Raw genomic sequence first — 21,793 nt, 5'->3', positions numbered from 1 at the left:
TCCGTCAGCGACTTCCGACAGTCATGGCTCGCCGCATAGTTTCTTCCATGTATTCCCGCGGAGCAGCCTGCCCGGTAAAGATCTCAAACTGCCGAGCTGCCTGGCGGACAAACATTTCGACACCGCTGGCCGTCACACATCCGCGCTCACGCGCCTGTTTCAGCAACAGTGTATTTTCCGGATTGTAAACAGTATCGAACACTAACGTTGATTCCCGCATCCAGTGATCAAAAAACGGAGTTTCGTCGACCTCGGGATACATCCCCACCGGCGTACAGTTGATCAGAACGTCGTACTCTTCGATACTGCGATTTTCCCACTGCAGGAACATGCATTCCATTTCTCCTGCCAGCTGCTGTCCACGTGTCGGACTGCGGTTTGAAATCACAACTCGGGCCCCGTGATGCAGCATGGCCTGCACGGCCGCTCGGGCAGCCCCGCCCGCCCCCAGGACGAGTACGCGTTTATCCGCAATCTCCGGTGTCCGGTTTGGCAGTTTTTTCAGTCCATCGATCACGGTTTGTTCGATCGCATCGCAGTCTGTATTTGTGGCCTGCCACTCCGCCCCGTGTTTAAACAGAGTGTTGGCCGCACCAATTTCATCCACCGCTGCATCCAGGACATCAGCCACCTGGACGGCCTCCTGTTTGTGAGGAATCGTGACACTGAAGCCGCTAAAGTTCAACGGATTCAGATCGTTGAGCGTGGTTTCCAAAGCTCCCTCGGGAATCCGCAGCGGCAGGTAGACTGCGTCGTATCCCACCTTGCGAAAGGCCGCGTTATGCAGCAGCGGACTCATACTGTGAGCGATGGGGTCTCCTACGACTGCGAAAATCCGTGTACGATCGGTGATCCTGTTAAATCGATACATGTTACGGACTTCAGCGAACGTCAACTGCCCCGGCGCCATTTCCCGACTGCGACTGAAGCCGGCATATGTGAATGGCGACCCGAATTTTCCACAAAGCAGTCGACTGGCAATTCCAAATTCTCCCATACAGAATCCCACAGTGGGAACGGTTGCCTGCTGCACAAGCTGCAGCATACGGACGTTGTCTTCCTGAGAATTTGCCATGGTGACGATTTTGATCACATCAGGATCACACTTCGTCATCTCAGAATAAATCTGATGCAGGTCCGGCGGTGTTTCTTCAAAATTGTGAAAGCTGACAATCCGCTGAGTATCACCGTAACGTTCGACACTGCCGGCAATGTCAATTTCCAGATCGACATACTCCGCACCCAGCGCAATGGCTTCACGAAGAATCGACCGCCTCTGTTCCTCAGTTCCTGTCCACTGGCCTCGATCCTGCTGACGGCGACAGGTAATCACAACAGGAGTCGGACGATCTCTGAGCAACCTGCCAACATCAGGGCGCGTGTGCATCCAGTCGAGACGGAGTTCGACAAGTTCAGCCTTCTGTTCCGCCAGCTCTTCGTGCTGAGCCCTCATTGAGGCGTGCCGGGTTCGTCCTACGCTTACACAAATCATGTTCTGTCAACAGTCGTGATTCCCCGACAGTCGGTGTCGGGGCAAGTTTTCGTGGTTTAAGAACGCAATCACACTGGACATAACGTTCCATTGCAATGGCCGGTTGGTAATTTCCTTTTGGTGACGTTCGGGATTCCCTGATTCCCGCAGGTTAGAAATCAGACTGGCTGCTAAAACGCTTCTGTCAACTCACCAGCAAACCAACTCAGGTTTCCTTATGAAACATCGCCGCAACTGACTGCGAACTGAACTTTTCGGTGAGCCGGAACTCCGAAAATCATTCGGCCCCTGAAGACAACATCGTGAAACCGACCACCCAAAAAACGTCCGATCCGCTCCTCTGCCGTCAAACCCACATAGACAATGTCTGCCATGCCCCGCTTCATCCGAGGCGACCGAACTGACGATCCAGCATTTTTCGCGTCAGTTTCATTGCCGTCGGGCGACCATGCGGACAATGATGAGAATCGGCGACCAAATGTCTTTGATGCAATAGTTCGTGCATTTCTTCCGGAGTCAGCCGTCGGCCGGCTTTGATTGCCGCTCGACAGGCCATCGTGTGCAACATGCGATCCAGCAGATCGCGACGAGACGTTTTCCCGTCTGATTTCTCCAGCTGCTCTGCAAAATCTTTAAGAACCCCCACGAAGTTTCCCTGAGGAATCAGGACCGGATGCGACTCCAGCAGCACAGTGGTACCACCGAATTCCTGAACTTCGAACCCGATTTCTCTGAGTAAATCTTCATGTTCACACAGCACGGCAGCTTCAACGGCACTGCATTCAATGGTTTCCGGAATCAATAGTTTTTGACGTTCGACGGTGCCTTCCAGAACCCGGATTCGCAGATGTTCGTAAAGAATGCGTTCGTGCAGAGCGTGCTGATCGATGATTTCGATTCCATCGTCTGTGGCAATCACCAGGTAACAGTCATGCACCTGAATCGCCCGAAATTCGTCCAGGGGAACCAAATTCTCCGCATCCGCCGAAACATCGGCGGATGGCTGGTGGGCAGGGCTCAGTGTCCCGACCACTGCCGAATTCGGTTCTGCAGCGTCCGGATGAGCCGCAGCTGCGGCAGGGTCCTGGATATCGACACCGGAAACAGGATCCTGGGGGAACGCACGGAACTCTTCGATCACTCGTTCCGGAAGTAACCCAGGTGATCCCTGAAAAGGCGGTGCCGGACGTGTCGTACTGTCGGCCCACACATTGAGTTCCTTCTGCACGCCCGTTCCGGCATGTGCCGGTTCCGCGGTCCCGCCTGCGGACTTAGCAGGGACCTGAAAATCGACATGAAAATCCAGCTGCACAAATCGATCGCGAATGGTTCTGAGCAACTGCCGATACAATGCCTGACCGTCCTGGAAACGCACTTCTGTTTTGGTGGGATGCACATTCACGTCGACCAGATGCGGCGGCACTTCCAGAAACAAAAAACTGACCGGATTCCGACCGACCATCAGTAACCCACGGTAGGCTTCTCCCAATGCGTGCTGAAGGCTGCGATCCTGAATCCAGCGACCGTTGAGAAACAGGAACTGGTTCTTTCGAGTGGACTTGCTGAGTGACGGGTCACCGACGAATCCCCACAGGCGGGTCGTCTGACCGTCACTATCTGTCGTTTTGGATTCAATCGGAATCAGTTTGTCGGCAATGTCGCTGCCGAAAAATCGGCGAATACGGTCTTCCTGACTGGCACTGCCTGGCAATTCGTAGACCACGCGGTTGTTGTGTCGCAGCACCATGTGCAGTCGAGGATTTGCCAGCGCAATCCTGGAAAACTGTTCACTGATCCGTCCGAACTCAGTCGCTGGTTTCCGCAAAAACCGCCGGCGGGCCGGGGTGTTGTAGAACAGATTGTGAACTTCGATGCGGGTGCCTTCCTGACACCCGCATTCACGTTGAGTGATCGTATCACCACCCTCAGTGTGCAGCTCACTCCCGGTTGGCAGACCTGAACGCCGCGTACGAATCTGAAAACGGCTGACCGATGCCACGGAAGCCAGCGCTTCGCCCCGAAACCCCAAAGTAGCCACCTGATCCAGATCTGAGTCACTGCCAATCTTACTTGTGGCATGGCTGGTCACAGCCAGTTCCAGGTCATCCGGATGCATTCCTTCGCCATTGTCAGTGATACGGATAAGTTCCAGACCGCCGGCTGAAACATCCACTTCGATGCGGGTTGCCAACGCATCGACACTGTTCTCCAGCAGTTCCTTCACGACACTGGCCGGACGTTCAATAACTTCACCGGCTGCAATGCGATTAACGACATGAGGATTCAGTTGCCGAATGCGTCTGGACATCTGTGTATCCTAACCGATTGAATTCAAGTCGTCGATTGGCCCCTCCGTCAGCGAGTCAACCGGCCAATGTGTGTAAGAATCTTTCCCGAACGATCTGAACTGTGTGTTCGGCCGGTCTTTCCGCTGTGGAGACCATAAATGCAAGGCCCGCATGGCCGTGTTTCTCGTGCCACCGATTGTCATGGCAAAGGCGATGCTTTTCGGAACAGCCTTTGGAGAGAGAATGTACGGAATACGGGTACCGCTATCATATTGGCACAGGTCAAATTGGTGATTGGAGTTTTCGGCCGTCTGACTACAATCTGCCTCACAAAAACCCTGTTCTCCCTCCAGCGAACCTCTGCGCATGCCCGATGCTGATCATCAACCTGCTGCGGGCAGCAGACGCCTCAGCGGATTCAGTGTCGTCAGCGGCCTGACTCTGGTGAGTCGTATTCTGGGTCTGGGCCGTGACATGCTCATGGCCGGACTGTTCGGCACGGGCTGGGTGCTGGACACGTTTACACTTGCCTTCCGCATCCCGGGATCGTTTCGTCGGCTGTTCGGCGAAGGAGCCATGACGGCGGCGTTCCTTCCGCGATTCGTCGATGAAGACCGCAACGTTGGCCGTGCGGCTGCATCCGACTTATTTTCGGCGATGGCATGGCGGCTGATACTGTGGCTGGGTCTGGTGGTCACCGCAGCGGAACTGGGACTGCTGGGTGTATTGCTCGTGTGGAACCTGTCTGATCGCAGCCTGTTACTCGTGCAGCTCACCATGATGATGCTGCCTTACTCAGTATTGATCTGCCTTGCTGCACTGCATTGCGCCGCGTTGAACGGAATTCAACATTTCCTGATACCTGCCCTGCTGCCTGTGGCGCTTAATATTGTATGGCTCAGCGGAGGACTGCTGGCCATGCTGATGATGGCAACTGATGCAGACCAGGTAAGGATGATTGCTGTGAGTGTCATAGCCGGGGGCGGCGTTCAGCTGGGCCTTGCGGTTCTCAAAACACGACAGTTTGAGGTTCGCATGAGCTTGGGGGTGATTTCCCCGGAAGTGCGTCAGCGAGTCGGTCGTTTATTTCGACAAATGGGACCGGTGATGTTCGGACTTTCTATCACACAGTTCAATGCAATGATCGACAGTCTGCTGGCCTGGCTGTTGTCTCAACCTGCCCAAAGCTTACCGAATTTTCTGGAACCGTTCCGGCTGGCAGAAGGGACGACAGCTGCCATGTATCTGGGTCAGCGTATGTTTCAGTTTCCACTTGGTGTGTTTGGAATTGCTCTGGGAACGGTTTTATTTCCCCGCTTCGCACGCCACATCGCATCCAGTAAGACTGAAGAACTTGGACGTGACATTCTTCACGGATTGCAACTGGTGCTGCTGGTGGGAATTCCTGCCAGCGTCGGTTTATGGCTGATGGCTGAACCCCTCACGGATTTATTGTTTCGACGAGGTGCATTCGGTGTGGAAGATGCGCAACTCACGTCCCGCATGATTGGGGCTTATGGTTTTGGTGTGTGGATTTCCTGCGGTCTGCTAATTGTGAATCGAGTGTTCTATGCAGCCGGCGATCAGCTCAGCCCGGCGCGACAGGGACTCATTTGCGTTGGACTCAATGTGATCCTCGACATCACTCTGCTGCCCGTACTGGCAGAGACGGCATTGCCGGTTGCCGGAGTTCTGGCCATGCTGTTCCAGCTGGGTCTGGCGTTAACACTGCTGCATCGGCGACATCTGACCGCAGGATACCGTGCCTGTGTTCCGGTACTGTGGCGGAGTGTCCTTGCTGCCGCTGTGATGGCTGGCTGCTGCGTTATGTTGCAGCGTTTTCTGACCGGAGACGACTCAACACCCGGTCGCCTGTTGAGAGTCGCCGGTCCTGTCGGAGTATCCGTGGGCGTCTATTGGACCAGTCTCAGACTGACCGGACTGACGGCAAGGCGACTGCTGGCGGAACCGTTTGAATAATCTGGCGGGTCATACTCAGCGAAATTGGTTACGCTGATTAAGTGCAATCACATGCTGCGCACACATCAGACCAAACATAATCATCAGAAACCGGCGTTCCTGCTGGGCACCCCACAAGGCAACAGCTCCGGACGACAGAATACAAAACCACAGAACTTTGATGTCAGCCCGACGTGGCGAATATCGATAGACCAGTGACTGCATGATGCGACCGCCGTCCAGCGGAATGCAGGGAGTAAGATTCAGAATCCCCCACCAGAAATTGACAAACCACAGCAAATCAAGTGTCCAGTACAGCGTCAGATTCTGAGCAAATGTTTCAAGGGGAATTGTTTTCATCAGCCACAGCACGATTCCCGCCACCACGAACCCTGCTGCAGGTCCGGCGGCTGACACAATGACATTGCGCCAGGTCGACAACCGGCCGCCGGTGGCGTAGCCACCCATCATGTACAGCACGATTTCGCCGCGATGTCCGTACCTTCGAAACGCAAGTGCGTGGCCAAATTCGTGAACCAGAATTGAAAAGAAGACACACAGCACCCCGATGAGCACAAGATCCGAACGGCCGCCGGCGGACGGCCAGCAGACAAATGCAGCGAGCAGCCAGAATGCCGGATGCACACGCACCGGAACCCCAAACAGCTGAAACCGCAGGTCTAATTCTGTCTCACCTGCATTTCCCAGCATTCGTGTGGTCCCTGGCTGATAATGACCATTGAGTCTTCTGTGCAGAACAAGTGCACTCGATGTCGTTGGTGGAGGGTTTTCTCAGAGGATACAGTTCAGGTGGGAATTGCAAAGGGAAGTGCGATTCACGACGCACGAAATTCTGCATGAAGTGATGCGGCTAAGAAACCAAACTTCTTCCAGGTGGGCAGGTCAGCGTGGGCAGTGTCTTTCGAGCGCTAATGAATTTACCGCTGTTCCGGTCAGTGCTGCGCCCGATTACCCGCGTGATCGTGGGACTGATCGCAATTCCTGTCTTTCGCTTTATCCTGCGTCGGGTGTTCCGCCTGCAGGACCTGGACGATGAACTCGAAAAAGACCTGGAAGAATGGTTTCGAGGAGCGTTACTGCTGTTGGCCGCATCCGCCAACATGGAACATCTGCTGTTCGGCTGGATGGAACAGGTTGACTGGCTGGAACGCATGGACTGGTTGACCATGGGGCTGCGACTCATGCTGGCTATTGGTGTCATCGAAGCCATGCCCGACCAGGAACTGTTTGCTGTTATTCATCCAGGCCCCCCGAAGATCAAACCAGGTAAAAGCATCTTCAAAGAATTCTGGAAACAGAAATGGACATTCTTCAAGGGTTTCGTCTGCCAGCATCTCAATCGATCGTCGCCGGTCCTGGCAATGATGGCCGCGATCGTCGGTGGGCAACTTCCGGCACTGGTGGATACGCATGAGGAAATCGTCCGACATGCCACCGTGTCGTCGTGGTCAGTAGTGCTGCCGATCGGATCATTTTCCCCGGCCACGACGGTCATGGCACACGAGATGATCGCAGAACACCGCACGGACATCGATCAACTGGACCAGGAGTACCGGACGCACTGGGAACGCTGGATCGTTGGCTGGACCTGCTATCTGCTGGCGATTACTCAGTATCTGATTATCGGACTTGCGACATCTCGTGATCGTGCCATGGATGTACTGTCGGAATTTGACCGCGCAGTCGCTCAGCGACGACGCGAACTCATTGAAGAATTTCATCTGGAAGAGGGGTTGGATCTGCGCACATCACAGGAACCGGTTTCCGACACCGAGCTGCCGGCAGATGCCATCGACGACGCCGACCCGGATGATTCATGATGTGAGAAGAGCGGGAACCGGCACGCTACAGTATTCAATCGACGGTCGCCGGTGATTCTTCCCCACGGAGTCGGTTAAGGATCATGTCTGTCGCAATCGCCGTTGAGCAGCAATGCGTTTGAACACCTCGTCGGCGAGAACTCCCCAAAGAATCACGGATCCGATGATCACTTCCTCCAGAAGAGGGGGGGGCAGAAAAGCTCAGAGAACGCAATTCCAGGATCATCCTTCCATCATTGTTGGCAGCTAACGTCCGTCTTCATCGGTCGAAACACTGCGCCGGCGGCGAACCGAACGCCAGGCCTCCCGCTTGATTCCCCACTTACCGATATCCGTTGGACGTCCACACAACATAACGAATGAATTGCCACTGCCTCTATGTAGCTGGTCGGACAGATCGGTCTGTGTCGAATGTGTCATTGGTCTCTCGTTATTCGGTTGTCGCCTGCCGAGCCTGCAGGATCGCACGACGCTTTGCTGCCAGACGTTTCACAACTTCGTCGATTACGACGCCAATCAGAATCACGACTCCGATGATGGCAAATTCAAGGGTCGTATCCATACCAAGCAGATTGATCGAATTTCGAATAAGCGGCAGAATTGCAGCGCCAATCAAAACGCCAAAAATGGAGCCCTGGCCGCCGCGCAGGCTGCACCCTCCAAGCACTGCGGCTGCAATCGCATAAAGCTCGTAAAAGCTGCCAAAATTGTCCGGCTGAACTGAGCCGGAATAGGCGGCGAAGAGGATACCGCCAAGTCCGGCGACGACGGAACAAATAACATAGGCAACCACGACCATCCGTGTTGTATTGATCCCGCTATACCGTGCGCCGAGTTCATTGTTCCCAAGTGCCAGCAGATAACGACCGTAGATTGTCTTATTGAGGAAGACAGCTGCAACGATCGCCAGTGTAATAAGAATCAAAAATGGCACCGGCAGATCAAAATTCCCCACAAGAGGGATCTTGCCGTTTGCCAGCCATGTCAATGCTTTGTACTGCCCTTTGAACCCCTGAGTTCCGTCGCCCGCAATCCAACGCGCAGCACCGCGGTAAATCAGCAGGCCACATAAGGTGATGACAAACGGCTGAAGGTTGAGTCGAGTGATTAAAATACCGTGAGAAAGTCCAATAATGACAGACACCAGCGCAACGGCCGGCAGTGCGATAAAGATAGATACTTCTTTCTCAATCAGCATGAGTGGAAGGAGCGTGCCGATCAGTCCAATTACTGATCCGATCGAAAGGTCGATGCCTCCGGTAACGATGACAAACGAGACGCCAATCCCAATGATGCCGTACAGTGACGCGCGCGTAATCAGATTTTCCATGTTGTACGCATTCACAAACGTTGGGTTCGCGATTGCGGTTGCCACAAAGACGGCAACAAATAAACCAAGGATGCCGAGATTTTGTTTCATAGATCAATCAATAATTCGTAAGCATTCAATTGTTCGCTCAAGCCCGGTGTATTCAACGAGCAGAACTTCCGGACGTTCTGCGAATGTTTCCCGTTGCCAGTTTCATGATCGCTTCCTCACTAAGTTCATCGCCATGCAATTCACCGGTGATTCGTCCTTCGTGCATTACCAGTACTCGGTCAGACATGCCCAGAATTTCCTCCATTTCGCTGCTGACGAACAACACCGCAACACCCTGGGCCGCCAACTCTTCCATTAAGGCATAAATCTCCTGTTTCGCTCCGATGTCGATTCCGCGAGTTGGTTCGTCAAGCAGCAGAATGTCCGGTTTCATCGCGAGCCACTTGCCCAACACGACTTTTTGCTGATTGCCGCCGGACAGGTACTGGACGATTTGTCGATCATTTGGTGTTCGGATTTGAAGTTTGTGGATCATCAAATCCGTGTCAGACTGTTCGACCGCATGATTCAGAAAACCGCCTCGTTTCTGATTGCGTTTCAATCCCGCCAGACCAACATTGGTCCGCACTGCCATGCTTAAAATCAGTCCCTGCTGCTTTCGATCTTCCGGAACAAGAGCAACTCCAGCGTTGATCGCGTCTACTGGATTGCGGGGGTGTATCAGGCTGTCGGCAATCCGAATGTTTCCAGCGACTGCTTCATCAACTCCGAACAGCACCTGTAGCAGTTCTGTCCGTCCGGCACCAACCAGCCCGGCCACGCCGACCAGTTCACCCCTGCGAACGGTAAAACTCAATTCGTGACCTGGATGGGCGGGGGTTACCAGTTTGTCAACTTTCAGCGCAAGCTCACCAGATTGATGCGGTTTGCGTGCGTAGAATTCAGAGATGTCGCGTCCGACCATTAACTGGACCATGCGATCGTGGCTGAGGTCATTGCGGTTCAGATCGCCGGCATTTTCTCCATCACGAAGTACGGTGACTCGATCCGCCAGTTCTCGGACTTCACCAAGACGGTGTGAGATATAAACAATGCTGACGCCGCGATTACGTAAATCCTTCACAACTTCGAACAGCCGTTTGGCTTCGTGCTGAGAAAGGCTTGAAGTGGGTTCGTCCATGATCAACACCCGAGCATCGATGGAAAGTGCGCGGGCGATTTCTACGAGTTGTTGTTGACCAATAGGCAGACGATGGACGATCGTCTCCGGTGGAACATCCAGGCCGACTCGGCCCAGTAACTCGACACACTTTTGACGAATTGCACGGGAATCGATCAGGCCATAGCGTCGAGGTTCGCGCCCCAGGAAAATATTGGCCCCGATGTCCAGGTTGTCGGACAGATTGAGTTCCTGATGGATGAGCGCAATACCAAGAGCTTGTGCTGCCTGTACACTGTTGATGGTCACATCCTGCCCATCAATCAGAATACGTCCCGCATCGGGCCCCTGCACGCCCGCGAGAATTTTCATGAGCGTGCTTTTGCCGGCACCGTTTTCCCCGATCAGCGCAAGCACCTCGCCACGATGCAACTTCAGACTGACATCAAGCAATGCCGTTACGCCGGGAAAGCGTTTGGTAACGGTGCGAACCTCAAGCAGTAGTGGTTCAGGCGTTTGGGTTGTCATTCCTCGGCCGACGACGACTCAGCCGCGTCTCCTTCCGGGTTCGGTTCGGCGACTGATTCATCGTTGACCTTACCGGTTGTCGCACGACTGCCTTCTGCCAGCAGCGTTTTCAGATTCTGGTGGAAGTCGGCCACGGTGTCTGCCCGAATATTACGAGCCGGAATATGCAAAACGCCCCCTTCCGGGAGTACCGACTGATCACCTTTTGCGAGGCCTGTGAGTATTTCAACGGATCTGCGACCGTACTCATAGGGATTCTGAACCGTCGTTCCATGGATTTCTCCATCGGCGATTCCCTTGAGACAGGCCTCGTCTTCGTCAAAGCCGATGATTTTGATTTGACCAATCTTTCCGGCGTCGCGAACTGAATCCAAAATCAGTGGTGGGTTGTAAGCGAATAAACCGACCATGCAGCCAAGGTCGGGATAACGTGCGATAGCGTCCTGTGCCTGTTCTTTGGCTTTGGAGAAATCAAAACCATCTGTGCGCGTGTCAAGGATTGTGTATTTTTCATTCTTCTGTTCGCCGTCATTTGGATCGTCGTACCGATTGGGATCCGCCGGGCGATCAAGCAGCTCGTCGATCACTCCCTGTCGCCGCTGTCTGGCGTTGGCCTGACCCAGGCGGCCAACAAAGATCATCACGCTCCCGCCTTCGGGCATTGCTTCCTTTACCAGTTCTCCGCACATCCGACCGGCAGCGTAGTTGTCCATTCCGACGTAACAATGCCGTTCACTATTCGGCGCATCGGAATCGTGAGTGATCATGTTCGTGTTCTGCGAGATCTCGTTGAGAAGATCTCCCTGATTTTCGGGGTCGATGGGGCTGATGGCAATGCCCTCAATTCCCTGCGCCAGCAAGTCCTGACACATGCGTTTTTGATCCCCCACACCGTCGGTGCCAGGCATCAACACCTGGACTTGTGCACCAAATTCTTTACCACCGTCAAGCGCTCCTTTTTCTGCGATGACCCAGAAAGAAGCGATTCCATTTGTGACGTAAGCCACATTCGGTTGATCGTCTGATGATGCTGCTCCGCCATTTTCCGGTGTCTCACCTGATTCGGAGGACGAATCGCCGGACGCACAGCCACAAATCCAAACCAGACAACAAAGAAGAATCAGCGACTTGCGATTCAGACAGTTCATAATTGGGAATCCGCAGACATCAGAAAGCACATGTGACAAAGTGTCCTCATCAAAACCCGTTTGGGTTAAGTACGGTCACCTTACGACGCGACAACAACCCGGTCAAATGAACGGCCGCAGGACCGTGAATCATGAGTAAACTTTTCTGATCAACACGAGCCACCGGCGCACCGCTTCAACGAATCCCTGTCAATCGTCAATGATAGTCAATCAGCGGTTTCTGCTGATAATCAAACGAAGATCTCGCCATTGTGACAATTCTGTTACGTGACTATAGTCATGGTCCCGCGGTTGAAACTGCGTCAGTTCCCCGAGGTACTACCGTTTGTCTGCTGCTGATATCCTGATGTCTGCAACCCGGTCATTCAAAGACGATACACAGTTCCAGCGAATGGTTCGCCGGGAATCTGATATCGATCTGGTAGTGGCCGCCCTGGAAATTTCTCGAGACGAACAGCCGGATCTGGACTTTGCACCCACGTTAAAAACTCTTCGTTCGTCGGTGGCCGCGTTGACCCGCCCTGTCGCTCTGGCCGGTGACGATTTCAACGAACTCAAACTGCTCATCAGTCATCTGACAACTGACCTGAATCTGTGTGGTGACGAAAGTTGCTTTGAACAGCCGGACGCCTGTTATCTGAATCGGGTACTGGAAACCGGACGGGGTTTGCCGATTACGCTGTCGGTCGTTTATATGGCCATTGCCAGTGAACTGGGCATTCCTCTGGAAGGTATCTCTGCACCATCCCACTTCATCACGCGACTCAACAGTGATGCAGGAATCATCTATGTTGATCCGTTTCGAGGCGGACACATCATGGACGAAATGGAATGCGTGGAGTGGCTGCATGAAGTGACTGAGTTACCAACTGCTGAAATTTATCCAATTCTGAAGCCGGTCAGCGAACGCGTCATCATTATTCGCATGCTCAATAACCTCAAGACACTGTTCGGTTCCAAAGAACAGTGGAAGTCTGCGTTGAAAGTGCAGCGTCGCCTGGCCTGCCTCAAGCCAGGTTCCTGGCGGGAAAGACGTGATCTGGCCATTCTGACTTTGCGTGCCGGGCGGCCGGGTGAGGCAGCAGACCTGCTGGAACACTGCGTCAGCGTCTGTACAATTCAGGAACGCCCTGTGCTGCAGCACCATTTGCGAGAAGCACAAAAACAAATTCCTCAGTACAACTGAACTGAAGAGACAGCAGATTGTGGCGAGGCCGATTCATCTGGCAATTTCCACGTGTCCCAATGACACATTTGCATTCCATGCTTTGATGACCAAAGCCGTTGACTGGCGAGGTCTGGAGTTTCGGCTGGAGTTGCTGGATATCCAGCAACTCAATGACCGCCTGTTTGCCGGTGACTTTGATGCTGCAAAAACGAGCTTTCATGCAGCACTGAAAATGACCGATGAAACCATTGTTTTGCCGTCCGGATCGGCACTGGGCTATCAGGTCGGTCCGTTGCTGCTGGCGACTCGCCCGGACATCGTTCCGCTCGACGAAAGCCAGATAACACTCTGCCCAGGTGAAGACACTACTGCGGCACTGCTGTTTCAGCTGTTTCATCATCAGACGACTCGCGTCCGTCACGTTGTTTTTTCCGAAATCATGCCGGCGCTGGAACGCAATCAGGCTGACTTCGGAGTCTGTATTCACGAAGGCCGTTTTACCTGGAAACAGGCCGGACTTTCTCTGGTCGAGGACCTGGGTACCCGCTGGGAAACGGAAACCACCTGTCCGCTTCCGCTGGGAGGGATCGTAGCTCGCCGTTCGCTGCCAACAGACGTGATCAGCGCCGTACAGGCAACAATTTATGATTCCCTGCTGTATGCAATGTCAGACCGACAGGCGGCGCTCCCAACGATGAGACGCTTCGCCCAGGAATTCGACGATGACGTGCTGATGCAGCACGTCGACCTGTATGTCAACGAATGGACGGTCGATCTGGGTCAAACCGGGAGTGACGCACTCGACCAGCTTTCTCAGCGGGCAAAACAGGCCGGTGTGCTGCCGGAATCACAAACGATTGAGGTCTTCCGCTGCTGACAGGCCATCACTGTTCCCGTTCCTGCAGTGACACAGCGACGCTGAGCTGTCCGACTCTACGCATACGGGACAGGATTCTGACCACATACAGCGTCAGCAACATGGAGTTGCAGTCTTACGACGTTTGCAGCTGGCTTAGTATTTCCGAGTGTTCCGGAAATCGATTCGTCTCATGTTTGCTGTAAATCATTCTGTCGTCGACTTTTACATCAAATATTCCGCCCGAGCTTTCAATGAGCTCAGCTTCGACGCCAGTCGATTCTTTAATTGCTGCTGCCAGACCGACAGCCTGTGGTGTGTAGTTTCACATCACACAATAGGTGATTGAAATCTTCATATTTTGATTCCTGCTGCCTGACTGACGTATGGGTTTCCGTTGCGGAATTGTAAACTCGAATGCCGGTTTAGTTTAACCATGACCAAAAGTTTGATGTCCGTCCAAACCCGAATCGATGATGAGAGCGGTGAGTCATCCGTCTTCGAAAGCTGGTTGAGAAAAACGAATTACTCAAATGATTGCGGATCCGGCGGCCGGGGTCCAGGGTACTGGTAGTACTGGCACTCCAGTCGACCGTTGTACAGTTTACGGCGCCGAGATGCTCGACAACCATAATGCTTTTCGAACCAGCGGTTCGACGTGAGCACATAGATACTCCATGTGCTCAGTGGAGCAAAAACTCGCCCCAGTTCGCGATACACGGCCTCAACTTCATCGGTTTCACCCAGTCGCTCCCCGTACGGCGGATTGGTGACAATGCAGCCGTACTCTCGCTTCGATTTAAGGTCACTGACTTCCTGGCGACGAAACTGAATGTCGACAGCCACACCGGCGTCCGTGGCACCGCGTTCTGAAAGGCGAATGGCAGCCGGATCGTGGTCATAGGCCAGAATTGTTTCGGGCAGCTTTGGCAGACGGGCATCTCTGGCGGCAGTGCGTGCTTCGCGAAAGACACTCCGATCTATCCAGTGCCAGTCTTCACACAGAAACGAACGTCCCAGACCAGGCGCCATATTACGTCCCAGGAGGGCCGCTTCTATGGGAATTGTTCCGCTGCCACAGAAGGGATCGATCAACAGCCGCTCACGATTCCAGTAGCTCAACTGTACCAGACCGGCTGCCATTGTTTCCCGCAGAGGAGCTCGCCCCGCTAACTGTCGATAGCCGCGTTTGTGTAATCCGGGACCGGAAGTATCAATAGTTAAAGTGGCCACGTCTTTCAGCAGGGAAATTTCAATGGGATATTTTGTACCGGACTCGTCGAACCGGAAACGGTTGTATCGGCGTTTCAGATTTTCCACGATCGCTTTTTTCACGCAGCCCTGCACGCTGGGAACGCTCTTGAGTCTGGACCGGACAGAACGGCCGCTGACCGGGAATTCCGCATCGACCGGCAGGAGTTCATTCCACGGCAGATCAATTGTTTTGTCGAAAAGTGCTCCAAAATCACCGGCAGAAAATTCACCCACCCGAATCAACAGACGGTCGGCCGACCTCAGCCACAGGTTGCAGCGGGCAATGTCCTGTTCATTTCCGGAAAACAGGACCCGTCCGTCAGAAACCTGACAATTCGTGTATCCGAGGTCCTGTAGCTCCCGTGCAACCACATTTTCCAGACCAAAGGTGGCGGTGGCAATAAAATCGAATTGCGGCATAGCCATGTCAGAGGCGAAAGGAACGGCATACCGGCCGCGAACGTATGAGAACAAAGCGAAGCGCGATTGAACGACGAGAGAACCGATCTGTCAACAATGAATCACCGAGATGACAGCGGGTTATGCGTATTCGGACCGTTCTGCCGAAGTTCTTTCCGCCGGGAACCACAGGGCGGCACTTTCCTTCGACTGGGCCCGTGGCTAAAATCAATTTGTCGTCGATGAGTGTTCAGCTCCCGGTGGCCTTGTGCGACATCTTTGGGAGTCCCCCCGGGGATTCGGTGCAGAGTTTCGGCAGAAAGACATTCGATGCAGGTTGCGATTACTGCCAGACACGGCAATATCAAGCCGGATCTAAACGAATATGTGACTCGAAAATCAGAAAAACTGGTTCGTTATCTGGGCCAGGTAAGTGAAATCAATGTGACATTCGAGTTTGAAGCAGAACGAGTCAACGTCGAAATGCTGGTGGAAATTGAGGGTTATCACACCATCGTGGCGCATGTCGAAGGCGAAGATGCAGGAGCAACCTTCGACAGAACGTTGCAAAAAATGGAACATCAGGTCCATCGATACAAGGAGAAACTCAAGGATCATCGTCGTGACAGATCCGTGAGCGAAATTGTTCATTCTGACGAAACAGATGACCCGGCGGAATCAGACCCGGTGAACGAAGAGGTCTGAAAGAAGCTTTGGGACAAACTATTCACTACACATGTACAACCGGGACTGCCGTAGAGCTGGAACGAAATGAAACTGACAGAATTCGTTATCAAAGACGCAATTATTCCAAAGCTCAAAGCGTCCTCAAAAGAGGACGTGATTCGAGAAATGGTGGCCAGCCTGAAAATGAACGGTGCCATCAAATCGGAGGATGAAGATGAAGTCGTGGCTGCAGTTCTGAAGCGGGAGGAGCTTGGGTCGACAGGAATCGGAAACGGTGTTGCGGTTCCTCACACCAAGCATCCGGCGGTGAATGAACTTGTAGCAACAGTTGCTGTCAGTGAAGACGGTGTCGATTTTGCCAGCCTGGATGGCGAGTCGGTCTTTATCCTGTTTTTGCTGATATCACCGCTGGACCGTCCCGGGGATCATCTGCGAGGACTGGAAAATATTTCCCGCCATCTCCGAGGTCAGGATTTTTGCAGTTTTCTGCGTCAGGCTAAAACGGCATCCGCAATCTGGAGCAATCTCGAAGAAGCCGACATTGACAACGGCGACGATTCCGAAGAGTAACTCCTCCGCTGTCTCATCCTTCTGTGTGTTCATGCTGGCGTGCGAACCATCTGCAGCGGGTTTTGGCGGACGGTTCGCTGAGTCTTAACAGATACAGGTATGAATATAGTCAGGATGGAGACTGTGTCAGAAGTGACTCGTAAAATCACGCTGGGCATCGTCAACGGGTTACACCTTGCGCCCATTTCCCGCATTGTAAAATCACTCAGTGATCTGGATTGTCAGTTTCAAATTGAGTTCAATGGACGTCCGGCAGATGCACGATCAGCCTCTGATCTGATGCTGCTTGCAGCGACTCACGGAGCCCCGCTGACACTGTTGGCACAGGGGAAAGATGCCAAAACTGCTGTCGAAACCGTGGTTGCAATCCTGGAATCTCCCGAACCGCCGCGACAGACACCGCTGAACCCAGGTTAAACCCGGCGGGATCGCCGGGTACTCATCCAATCCCCCGTCGGCTGCACAGGCAAACACAGTGCATCACATATCGGCTGTACAAACTAAAGCCGTCTTCTTCCCATGCTGGCTGTACGAACGGGTTCTTTACTGACAGCCGGAATCAAGCAGCCGACCGCTGTGAGGACGTTTTTTGGAACGAGTCACCTTCACTGACCGCATCAATGACGGGATGACCGGGCACAGCTAACGGTGCCGATGTTGTGACTCGATCCTCAAATTTGCGGACGATGGCAAGCATCAGCGATTCAGCAATCACCCTGCCAGTCTTAAATATCAGTCCTAAGTCAGACTGGATGGACCACTGATTGATGTATTCAAGGTCGCAGACAACGCGTGATTCCACGTTGTCACGCCGAAATACACCGCAGTATTCCCTGTATTGAGCCGGTCCTGTAATTCCAGGTTTGACCTGCATTCTCATCGGATACCGCGGAACCTGCTGGCTGAATTTGATGCGGTCCTGTGCATGGTGAGCCCGAGGTCCCACGATACTCATCGTGCCGGCCAGCACATTGAGAAACTGAGGGATTTCGTCCAGTCGGGAGTCCCGCAGAATAGCACCAAGCTGAAAGATTCGGGGCGATGGATTGTCTTCCAGATCCGTCTGTCCAGGTTTGGGAACATGCATCGTCCGAAACTTAAAAATGTGAAAGGGGGAGCCGTTTTTCCCGCAACGTTCCTGCCGGTAAAATAAAGGTCCCGGCGACTGAACCCGATGGATAAGTCGAACCAGGAGACACAGTAGCGGCAGCGCCAAAACAGCGAAGGGGACAGAAATCAGAATGTCCAGGCCGCGTTTGATTGCCTGGTTGACCGGATTCTGCAGCGGCTCCTGACCGGCGGGTAACGTCGACAGCGAATCACCGGAAATCGGTATCATGAATTGATGCAGAGTCGATTGATGCAGAGTATAAACCGCAAGTGGCAGTCCTGCGGCTTCACAGCGACGATGAATCTTATTTTGCAGCTTCATCGACTCATTACCGGCGTCCCTGCATACTAAAATCACTCGATCAACGGCATGAGGCGACCCAGGCTGATCGATGCGACTGTGAATGGGAATGACCTTTGATTCACAGACCGTGACTTCTTCTTCAGGGTTAAAAAGACGCAGACCGCCGGTCTCGTCGACAGCTTCCCTTTCAATGATTTCGAGCCCAACGAACTGAGCCGGATCCAACTGACGACGAACGACCTGTCTGGCACCGACCGGCCCCAGGACCAGAATCCGCGGACGCCGGATTCTGCGAAACATCAGCATTGACAGAACTACGGGCAGAAACCGGTTGAGTAACAGCAGGGTCGTAACGGCGCTCAGAAAGCAGGGCCAGAAAGGAACGATACGACCGGATTGTGTCGGCATCAGAGACCATACAGCAAGGAGGACCAGCCCGACGGGAACAGTATCCAGTGCTGTCATTCCAACAGAAGCCGAGAAGGGCCGCTGAAAATGCATACGACTCCATGTGAACCACGATGGACCACACCCGAGTTGTGCAAAAAACATCATCAACGTCGGCAGCAAAGCTGCGTGGATCGCTGTCATGAAATCAACATTCGTTGCTGTCAGACAGGCCGTTGCCAGGCAACTGACCGCAACCACAGCATATTTGATGACACGGCAAAATCGCATCAATCCTTCTGCGCGATCCGTGAGCATGATTCATCCTTTTCAATTCCTGGCCCCTGCCGGATCTCATATCAGGCAGACTCCAGGCTGAAATATGTTTTCGGTTTTGACTGTTGGCGATCCGGTTGAATTCGGTCGGTTTTCAGGAACTGAAGCCTTGAACGGACGGTCAGTTTTGACGGTTGATGGAGTCACCTGGTGACCGGGGAACTATAAATTGTGACGTAATCGCAGGTGTGGCAGGGCGTAAAGATTCAGGCGACGCGAAACCCGTGTGAGACACCGCCGTGCCTGGCACTGTCTCGAAACTTAAGGGTGTGGGAATTCGTACGTGACTGGTCCGACCCGGTGATGAGCGCCGCGTCGTCAGTCGGGATTCAACATCATTGACCAATTTTGTAATTTGCTGATCTTTGGGCCGGCGCACACGCAGCCAGTTTAGTTCACGTTGTGCATCTTCGAGTAGTCCCTGGGTGATAAGGGCCCGGACCAGCAGGCGTCTTGTCGGCAGGTATTCCGGCTGCTTTCTTACAGCCTGTCTGAGGCACCAGAGAGCATCCCGATAATATTCAGCATCATCCAGCATTGTCGCATAGAATCTGAAATCAGCTGCCGTGCCCTCTTCGTCCTGCCTGAGTAATTTCAGATGATCATTTGCAAAGGCAGTGGCAATTATCTTCTGCTGCTCTGAGCGCTTGTTGCGACGGAATACGTCGTAGACAATCCGGTAAGTCATTCTGTCCGGTGATAATCGTTTGATTAGCCGGTCAAGCGGCATTCGGTCAACGAAACGACTCACAATCCGCCGTGCGATTCCGGAATCAAGAGCAGCTGCGTGTCGCCAAAATTTCCACGCAGATTTTTCATTATTCGAATCATTTTCCAGCAGCCCGGCCGCATACAGTACTCGGGGTTCATGAGGCCTCACCCGGACCGCCTGATCAACAACGGCCTCCGGTTCCTCCCGCGAAGCTCCGGCAAGAAACGCGGTTTCCGACAGGACAATGTAGCACTCGCCGCGCAACGGACGTTTTTGAAGTGCCAGGCGAGCTGCCTGTGTGGCTCTGTGCAGATCCCTGACATCGTCGCCGAAAGCCCGAACCAGCCATTCGTGTATCTCGCTGTGCGATTGGAATTCGGCCTGCTGTACCGTGTCCCGAACGTCCTGCAGGGTCATCTGATTTGCACCGGCTTTGCTCCGTTTTTCAAACCGCTGCAGATACAAAGGAGCGAGGGCCGCATGTGCTTCGTGATGAAATGGATTTTTCAGTATGCATTGTTCGAGTGTGCCAATCAGGAATTCCAGACGATCATCCAGCGTCAGCGTTCTGTCATGGCGGAAATCTTTGGCTATTTCTCTCATGCTGTTGTGAAATGATTTCCAGTGCTGCGTCGCACTAAGATCTCTGTGAATCGTGTCCGCAAACAAATGTCCGACCGGAAGTACACACACAATTAAGGTTCCAGCCAGCAAGGTGGCAAAGCGTGTTTGCGAAAGCATACCAGGTCGCTTCGCGGATCTCGCCAGGTGACTACAGCGACTAACACACGCCAGAATCGCCAGAGTCAGAACCATGCAGCCAGGAATATACCAGACAAAATCAACCAGCGAGTGCAAAACACTGGCTGTAAGTCCTGCCGCCAGGGCAAGAATTCGCCGGCGCTGATGAGTGGTGCCCGCAGACCAGCCGCGCACGCACCATGCCACACACAGTCCAATTCCCGCCAGAAGCAGCATCAAGCCGGGCAGTCCCGTTTCCACCAGAATCTGCAGGTAGCCACACTCGGCATGTGAAAATCGCAAATGGAATTGTTCCGACATCCAGATCGGGTAGATGTCGGCATGACTGCCAACACCTGAACCGGACGGCCAGAATTCTGAAACAGCCTGAGACAGCGCCGACCAGAGTACCCAGCGTCCGTGCGAGAGTTCGTCAATCGAGCCGGCCTGAACAACCTGATTCCAGCGAGTCGTGGTTTGTTCCAATCCAAATGCCAGGATCACGAACGCGAGAAAGACAGATAGCGAGACAAACAGTCGCAGTACAGATCTCCAGCTACAACCAGCCGCAAACATCGCAATGGTGGCTGCCATCAGAAACACAACAATGCCACCCCTGGAAAGGCTGTACAGAACACCAATGGTAAGAACGGCCACCCCAACGCCGATAAGAAGCCGGGGCCATCGGGACTCTGTTCCTGGAAAACGCGTGTTCGGCCGGGATAACCGGTTTCGGATGGATGAGCCACCGCGAGATCGTTTCCGCGAGTGCGTTTGCTCGCTCTCCTGGTCGAAGGACTGCCACCACCACAGCAGGGGTCCGATTCCCAGTGACAGAAAGTGCGCAAAGTGGTTTTGGTTGGTGAACGTTCCTTTGGCCGGCCAGCTGGCCGTTCGCGTTGGGTGGTCGATCATCCACAGAAAACGATCGTCACCGATCGCCAGTTGGGCAATACCGATGATTCCCATGGCCACTGCAGAAAGCCCGATCATCTTGATGAGACGGTCAACATCTTGCTGAATGCGCAGACGCTGCAAAAGTGTTAAGAAGAAAATGGTGTATGCCAGCAACAGGACGAACCCCGATCGAGTTGCCTCGGGGGTCATGGAGATCCGATTCCATCCGTGGCTATGCAAAATCCGTCCTTCAGCAGAGCCCCACAGTGGCAGGAAACGGAAACTGAATGGAGATAATCTGCTTAACAGATGATCGGGGAGCGGCTGGAACTGCAGCCAGACCAGCCCGATTGCCAGCGCCGCAATGGAAGCTGCCGCAGCAGCCGGTGAATTCGATGCTGGAGACAGCAATTGTTGCGAAGCCCAGGCAATTCCCGCGACAAAACTGCAAAATACGAACAACGCCACGCCGTATTCACGAAGTCCTGCCATGGTAAGGGGCACAACAAATATGCTCATCGCAATCCCGGCATCACAGAGCTGTTGCAGCCTGACCTGCAGCAACTCGTGAGGGTTAAGAGCCGGGGTCGGGACTCGACTCCGGCGACCGGAATGTATGGCAGCTCCGGCACTCAT

Annotated in this window: 17 protein-coding genes; 7 read left to right on the top strand and 10 right to left on the bottom strand. The window is 53.6% G+C overall.

From position 1 onward, the window contains the following. Positions 1-4: 4 nt before the first annotated feature. Both aroE and mutL read right to left on the bottom strand, forming a co-directional pair. The gene (aroE, locus tag MK110_02215) at positions 5-1,453 is read right to left on the bottom strand and encodes a shikimate dehydrogenase (GenBank protein MCH2210088.1); all 1,449 of its coding nucleotides are present in this window, start codon (positions 1,451-1,453) and stop codon (positions 5-7) included. Between the two features lie 421 nt (positions 1,454-1,874). Then, positions 1,875-3,800, bottom strand: a complete 1,926-nt coding sequence (gene mutL / locus MK110_02210) for a DNA mismatch repair endonuclease MutL (GenBank protein MCH2210087.1) — start codon at positions 3,798-3,800, stop codon at positions 1,875-1,877. 346 nt (positions 3,801-4,146) lie between these two features. Here mutL and murJ point away from each other — a divergent pair, with 346 nt between their 5' ends. Further along, entirely contained in the window at positions 4,147-5,760 is a 1,614-nt protein-coding gene (gene murJ / locus MK110_02205) for a murein biosynthesis integral membrane protein MurJ (GenBank protein ID MCH2210086.1), read from the top strand. 15 nt (positions 5,761-5,775) lie between these two features. Here the strand turns inward: murJ and MK110_02200 are convergent, their stop codons facing one another. Continuing rightward, entirely contained in the window at positions 5,776-6,450 is a 675-nt protein-coding gene (locus tag MK110_02200; GenBank protein ID MCH2210085.1) for a hypothetical protein, read from the bottom strand. Between the two features lie 221 nt (positions 6,451-6,671). Here MK110_02200 and MK110_02195 point away from each other — a divergent pair, with 221 nt between their 5' ends. Continuing rightward, positions 6,672-7,580 carry a DNA topoisomerase I gene (locus tag MK110_02195; protein MCH2210084.1) on the top strand — a complete coding sequence of 303 codons (909 nt, stop codon included), beginning with the start codon at positions 6,672-6,674 and terminating at the stop codon, positions 7,578-7,580. A gap of 246 nt (positions 7,581-7,826) precedes the next feature. On the opposite strand, the gene MK110_02190 is transcribed toward MK110_02195, so the two are convergent. From MK110_02190 to MK110_02175, 4 genes are read right to left on the bottom strand one after another with little or no spacing between them, the layout of a single operon-like run. Continuing rightward, on the bottom strand, positions 7,827-8,000 hold the full coding sequence (locus MK110_02190) for a hypothetical protein (GenBank protein MCH2210083.1): 174 nt from the start codon (positions 7,998-8,000) through the stop codon (positions 7,827-7,829). Positions 8,001-8,010: 10 nt separating this feature from the next. Then, positions 8,011-9,000, bottom strand: a complete 990-nt coding sequence (locus MK110_02185) for an ABC transporter permease (GenBank protein MCH2210082.1) — start codon at positions 8,998-9,000, stop codon at positions 8,011-8,013. Between the two features lie 52 nt (positions 9,001-9,052). Continuing rightward, positions 9,053-10,588 (bottom strand): sugar ABC transporter ATP-binding protein, encoded by a 1,536-nt coding sequence (locus tag MK110_02180; GenBank protein MCH2210081.1) that lies wholly within the window; start codon positions 10,586-10,588, stop codon positions 9,053-9,055. Next, a complete protein-coding gene (locus MK110_02175) occupies positions 10,585-11,736 on the bottom strand; it encodes a sugar-binding protein (GenBank protein ID MCH2210080.1) in 1,152 nt (383 codons plus the stop codon). Before MK110_02175 ends, MK110_02180 begins: the two co-directional genes overlap by 4 nt. A gap of 346 nt (positions 11,737-12,082) precedes the next feature. On the opposite strand from MK110_02175, the gene MK110_02170 reads away from it, so the two are divergent. Together MK110_02170 and MK110_02165 are read left to right on the top strand one after the other, a co-directional pair. Beyond that, positions 12,083-12,922 (top strand): tetratricopeptide repeat protein, encoded by an 840-nt coding sequence (locus MK110_02170; protein ID MCH2210079.1) that lies wholly within the window; start codon positions 12,083-12,085, stop codon positions 12,920-12,922. Between the two features lie 19 nt (positions 12,923-12,941). Beyond that, complete coding sequence (locus MK110_02165) at positions 12,942-13,781, top strand: 1,4-dihydroxy-6-naphthoate synthase (protein MCH2210078.1); 840 nt, start codon at positions 12,942-12,944, stop codon at positions 13,779-13,781. Between the two features lie 504 nt (positions 13,782-14,285). On the opposite strand, the gene MK110_02160 is transcribed toward MK110_02165, so the two are convergent. Then, entirely contained in the window at positions 14,286-15,434 is a 1,149-nt protein-coding gene (locus MK110_02160) for a class I SAM-dependent RNA methyltransferase (GenBank protein MCH2210077.1), read from the bottom strand. A 309-nt stretch (positions 15,435-15,743) separates the two neighbouring features. Here MK110_02160 and raiA point away from each other — a divergent pair, with 309 nt between their 5' ends. The 3 genes from raiA (at position 15,744) to MK110_02145 (ending at position 17,087) form a co-directional block, all read left to right on the top strand. Further along, a complete protein-coding gene (gene raiA / locus MK110_02155) occupies positions 15,744-16,118 on the top strand; it encodes a ribosome-associated translation inhibitor RaiA (GenBank protein MCH2210076.1) in 375 nt (124 codons plus the stop codon). Between the two features lie 66 nt (positions 16,119-16,184). Then, the gene (locus MK110_02150) at positions 16,185-16,670 is read left to right on the top strand and encodes a PTS sugar transporter subunit IIA (GenBank protein ID MCH2210075.1); all 486 of its coding nucleotides are present in this window, start codon (positions 16,185-16,187) and stop codon (positions 16,668-16,670) included. A gap of 123 nt (positions 16,671-16,793) precedes the next feature. After that, positions 16,794-17,087 (top strand): HPr family phosphocarrier protein, encoded by a 294-nt coding sequence (locus tag MK110_02145; protein MCH2210074.1) that lies wholly within the window; start codon positions 16,794-16,796, stop codon positions 17,085-17,087. Between the two features lie 142 nt (positions 17,088-17,229). Here MK110_02145 and MK110_02140 read toward each other — a convergent pair whose 3' ends face one another. Together MK110_02140 and MK110_02135 are read right to left on the bottom strand one after the other, a co-directional pair. After that, positions 17,230-18,789, bottom strand: coding sequence for a sugar transferase (locus MK110_02140; protein MCH2210073.1), 1,560 nt, complete (start codon positions 18,787-18,789; stop codon positions 17,230-17,232). A 139-nt stretch (positions 18,790-18,928) separates the two neighbouring features. Further along, complete coding sequence (locus MK110_02135) at positions 18,929-21,793, bottom strand: O-antigen ligase family protein (GenBank protein MCH2210072.1); 2,865 nt, start codon at positions 21,791-21,793, stop codon at positions 18,929-18,931.

The organism is Fuerstiella sp., assembly GCA_022447225.1.
Classification (GTDB): Bacteria; Planctomycetota; Planctomycetia; order Planctomycetales; family Planctomycetaceae; genus S139-18.
The sequence above is the reverse complement of the archived record's forward strand: the minus strand, read 5'-3'. Positions and strand labels throughout refer to the sequence as shown.

Excerpts from the sequence above, each read along its gene's own strand:
- aroE (MCH2210088.1), bottom strand. The coding sequence starts at position 1,453 with ATGAGGGCTCAGCACGAAGAGCTGGCGGAACAGAAGGCTGAACTTGTC.
- mutL (MCH2210087.1), bottom strand. The coding sequence starts at position 3,800 with ATGTCCAGACGCATTCGGCAACTGAATCCTCATGTCGTTAATCGCATT.
- murJ (MCH2210086.1), top strand. The coding sequence starts at position 4,147 with ATGCCCGATGCTGATCATCAACCTGCTGCGGGCAGCAGACGCCTCAGC.
- MK110_02200 (MCH2210085.1), bottom strand. The coding sequence starts at position 6,450 with ATGCTGGGAAATGCAGGTGAGACAGAATTAGACCTGCGGTTTCAGCTG.
- MK110_02195 (MCH2210084.1), top strand. The coding sequence starts at position 6,672 with ATGAATTTACCGCTGTTCCGGTCAGTGCTGCGCCCGATTACCCGCGTG.
- MK110_02190 (MCH2210083.1), bottom strand. The coding sequence starts at position 8,000 with ATGACACATTCGACACAGACCGATCTGTCCGACCAGCTACATAGAGGC.
- MK110_02185 (MCH2210082.1), bottom strand. The coding sequence starts at position 9,000 with ATGAAACAAAATCTCGGCATCCTTGGTTTATTTGTTGCCGTCTTTGTG.
- MK110_02180 (MCH2210081.1), bottom strand. The coding sequence starts at position 10,588 with ATGACAACCCAAACGCCTGAACCACTACTGCTTGAGGTTCGCACCGTT.
- MK110_02175 (MCH2210080.1), bottom strand. The coding sequence starts at position 11,736 with ATGAACTGTCTGAATCGCAAGTCGCTGATTCTTCTTTGTTGTCTGGTT.
- MK110_02170 (MCH2210079.1), top strand. The coding sequence starts at position 12,083 with ATGTCTGCAACCCGGTCATTCAAAGACGATACACAGTTCCAGCGAATG.
- MK110_02160 (MCH2210077.1), bottom strand. The coding sequence starts at position 15,434 with ATGCCGCAATTCGATTTTATTGCCACCGCCACCTTTGGTCTGGAAAAT.
- raiA (MCH2210076.1), top strand. The coding sequence starts at position 15,744 with ATGCAGGTTGCGATTACTGCCAGACACGGCAATATCAAGCCGGATCTA.
- MK110_02150 (MCH2210075.1), top strand. The coding sequence starts at position 16,185 with ATGAAACTGACAGAATTCGTTATCAAAGACGCAATTATTCCAAAGCTC.
- MK110_02140 (MCH2210073.1), bottom strand. The coding sequence starts at position 18,789 with ATGCTCACGGATCGCGCAGAAGGATTGATGCGATTTTGCCGTGTCATC.
- MK110_02135 (MCH2210072.1), bottom strand. The coding sequence starts at position 21,793 with ATGAGTGCCGGAGCTGCCATACATTCCGGTCGCCGGAGTCGAGTCCCG.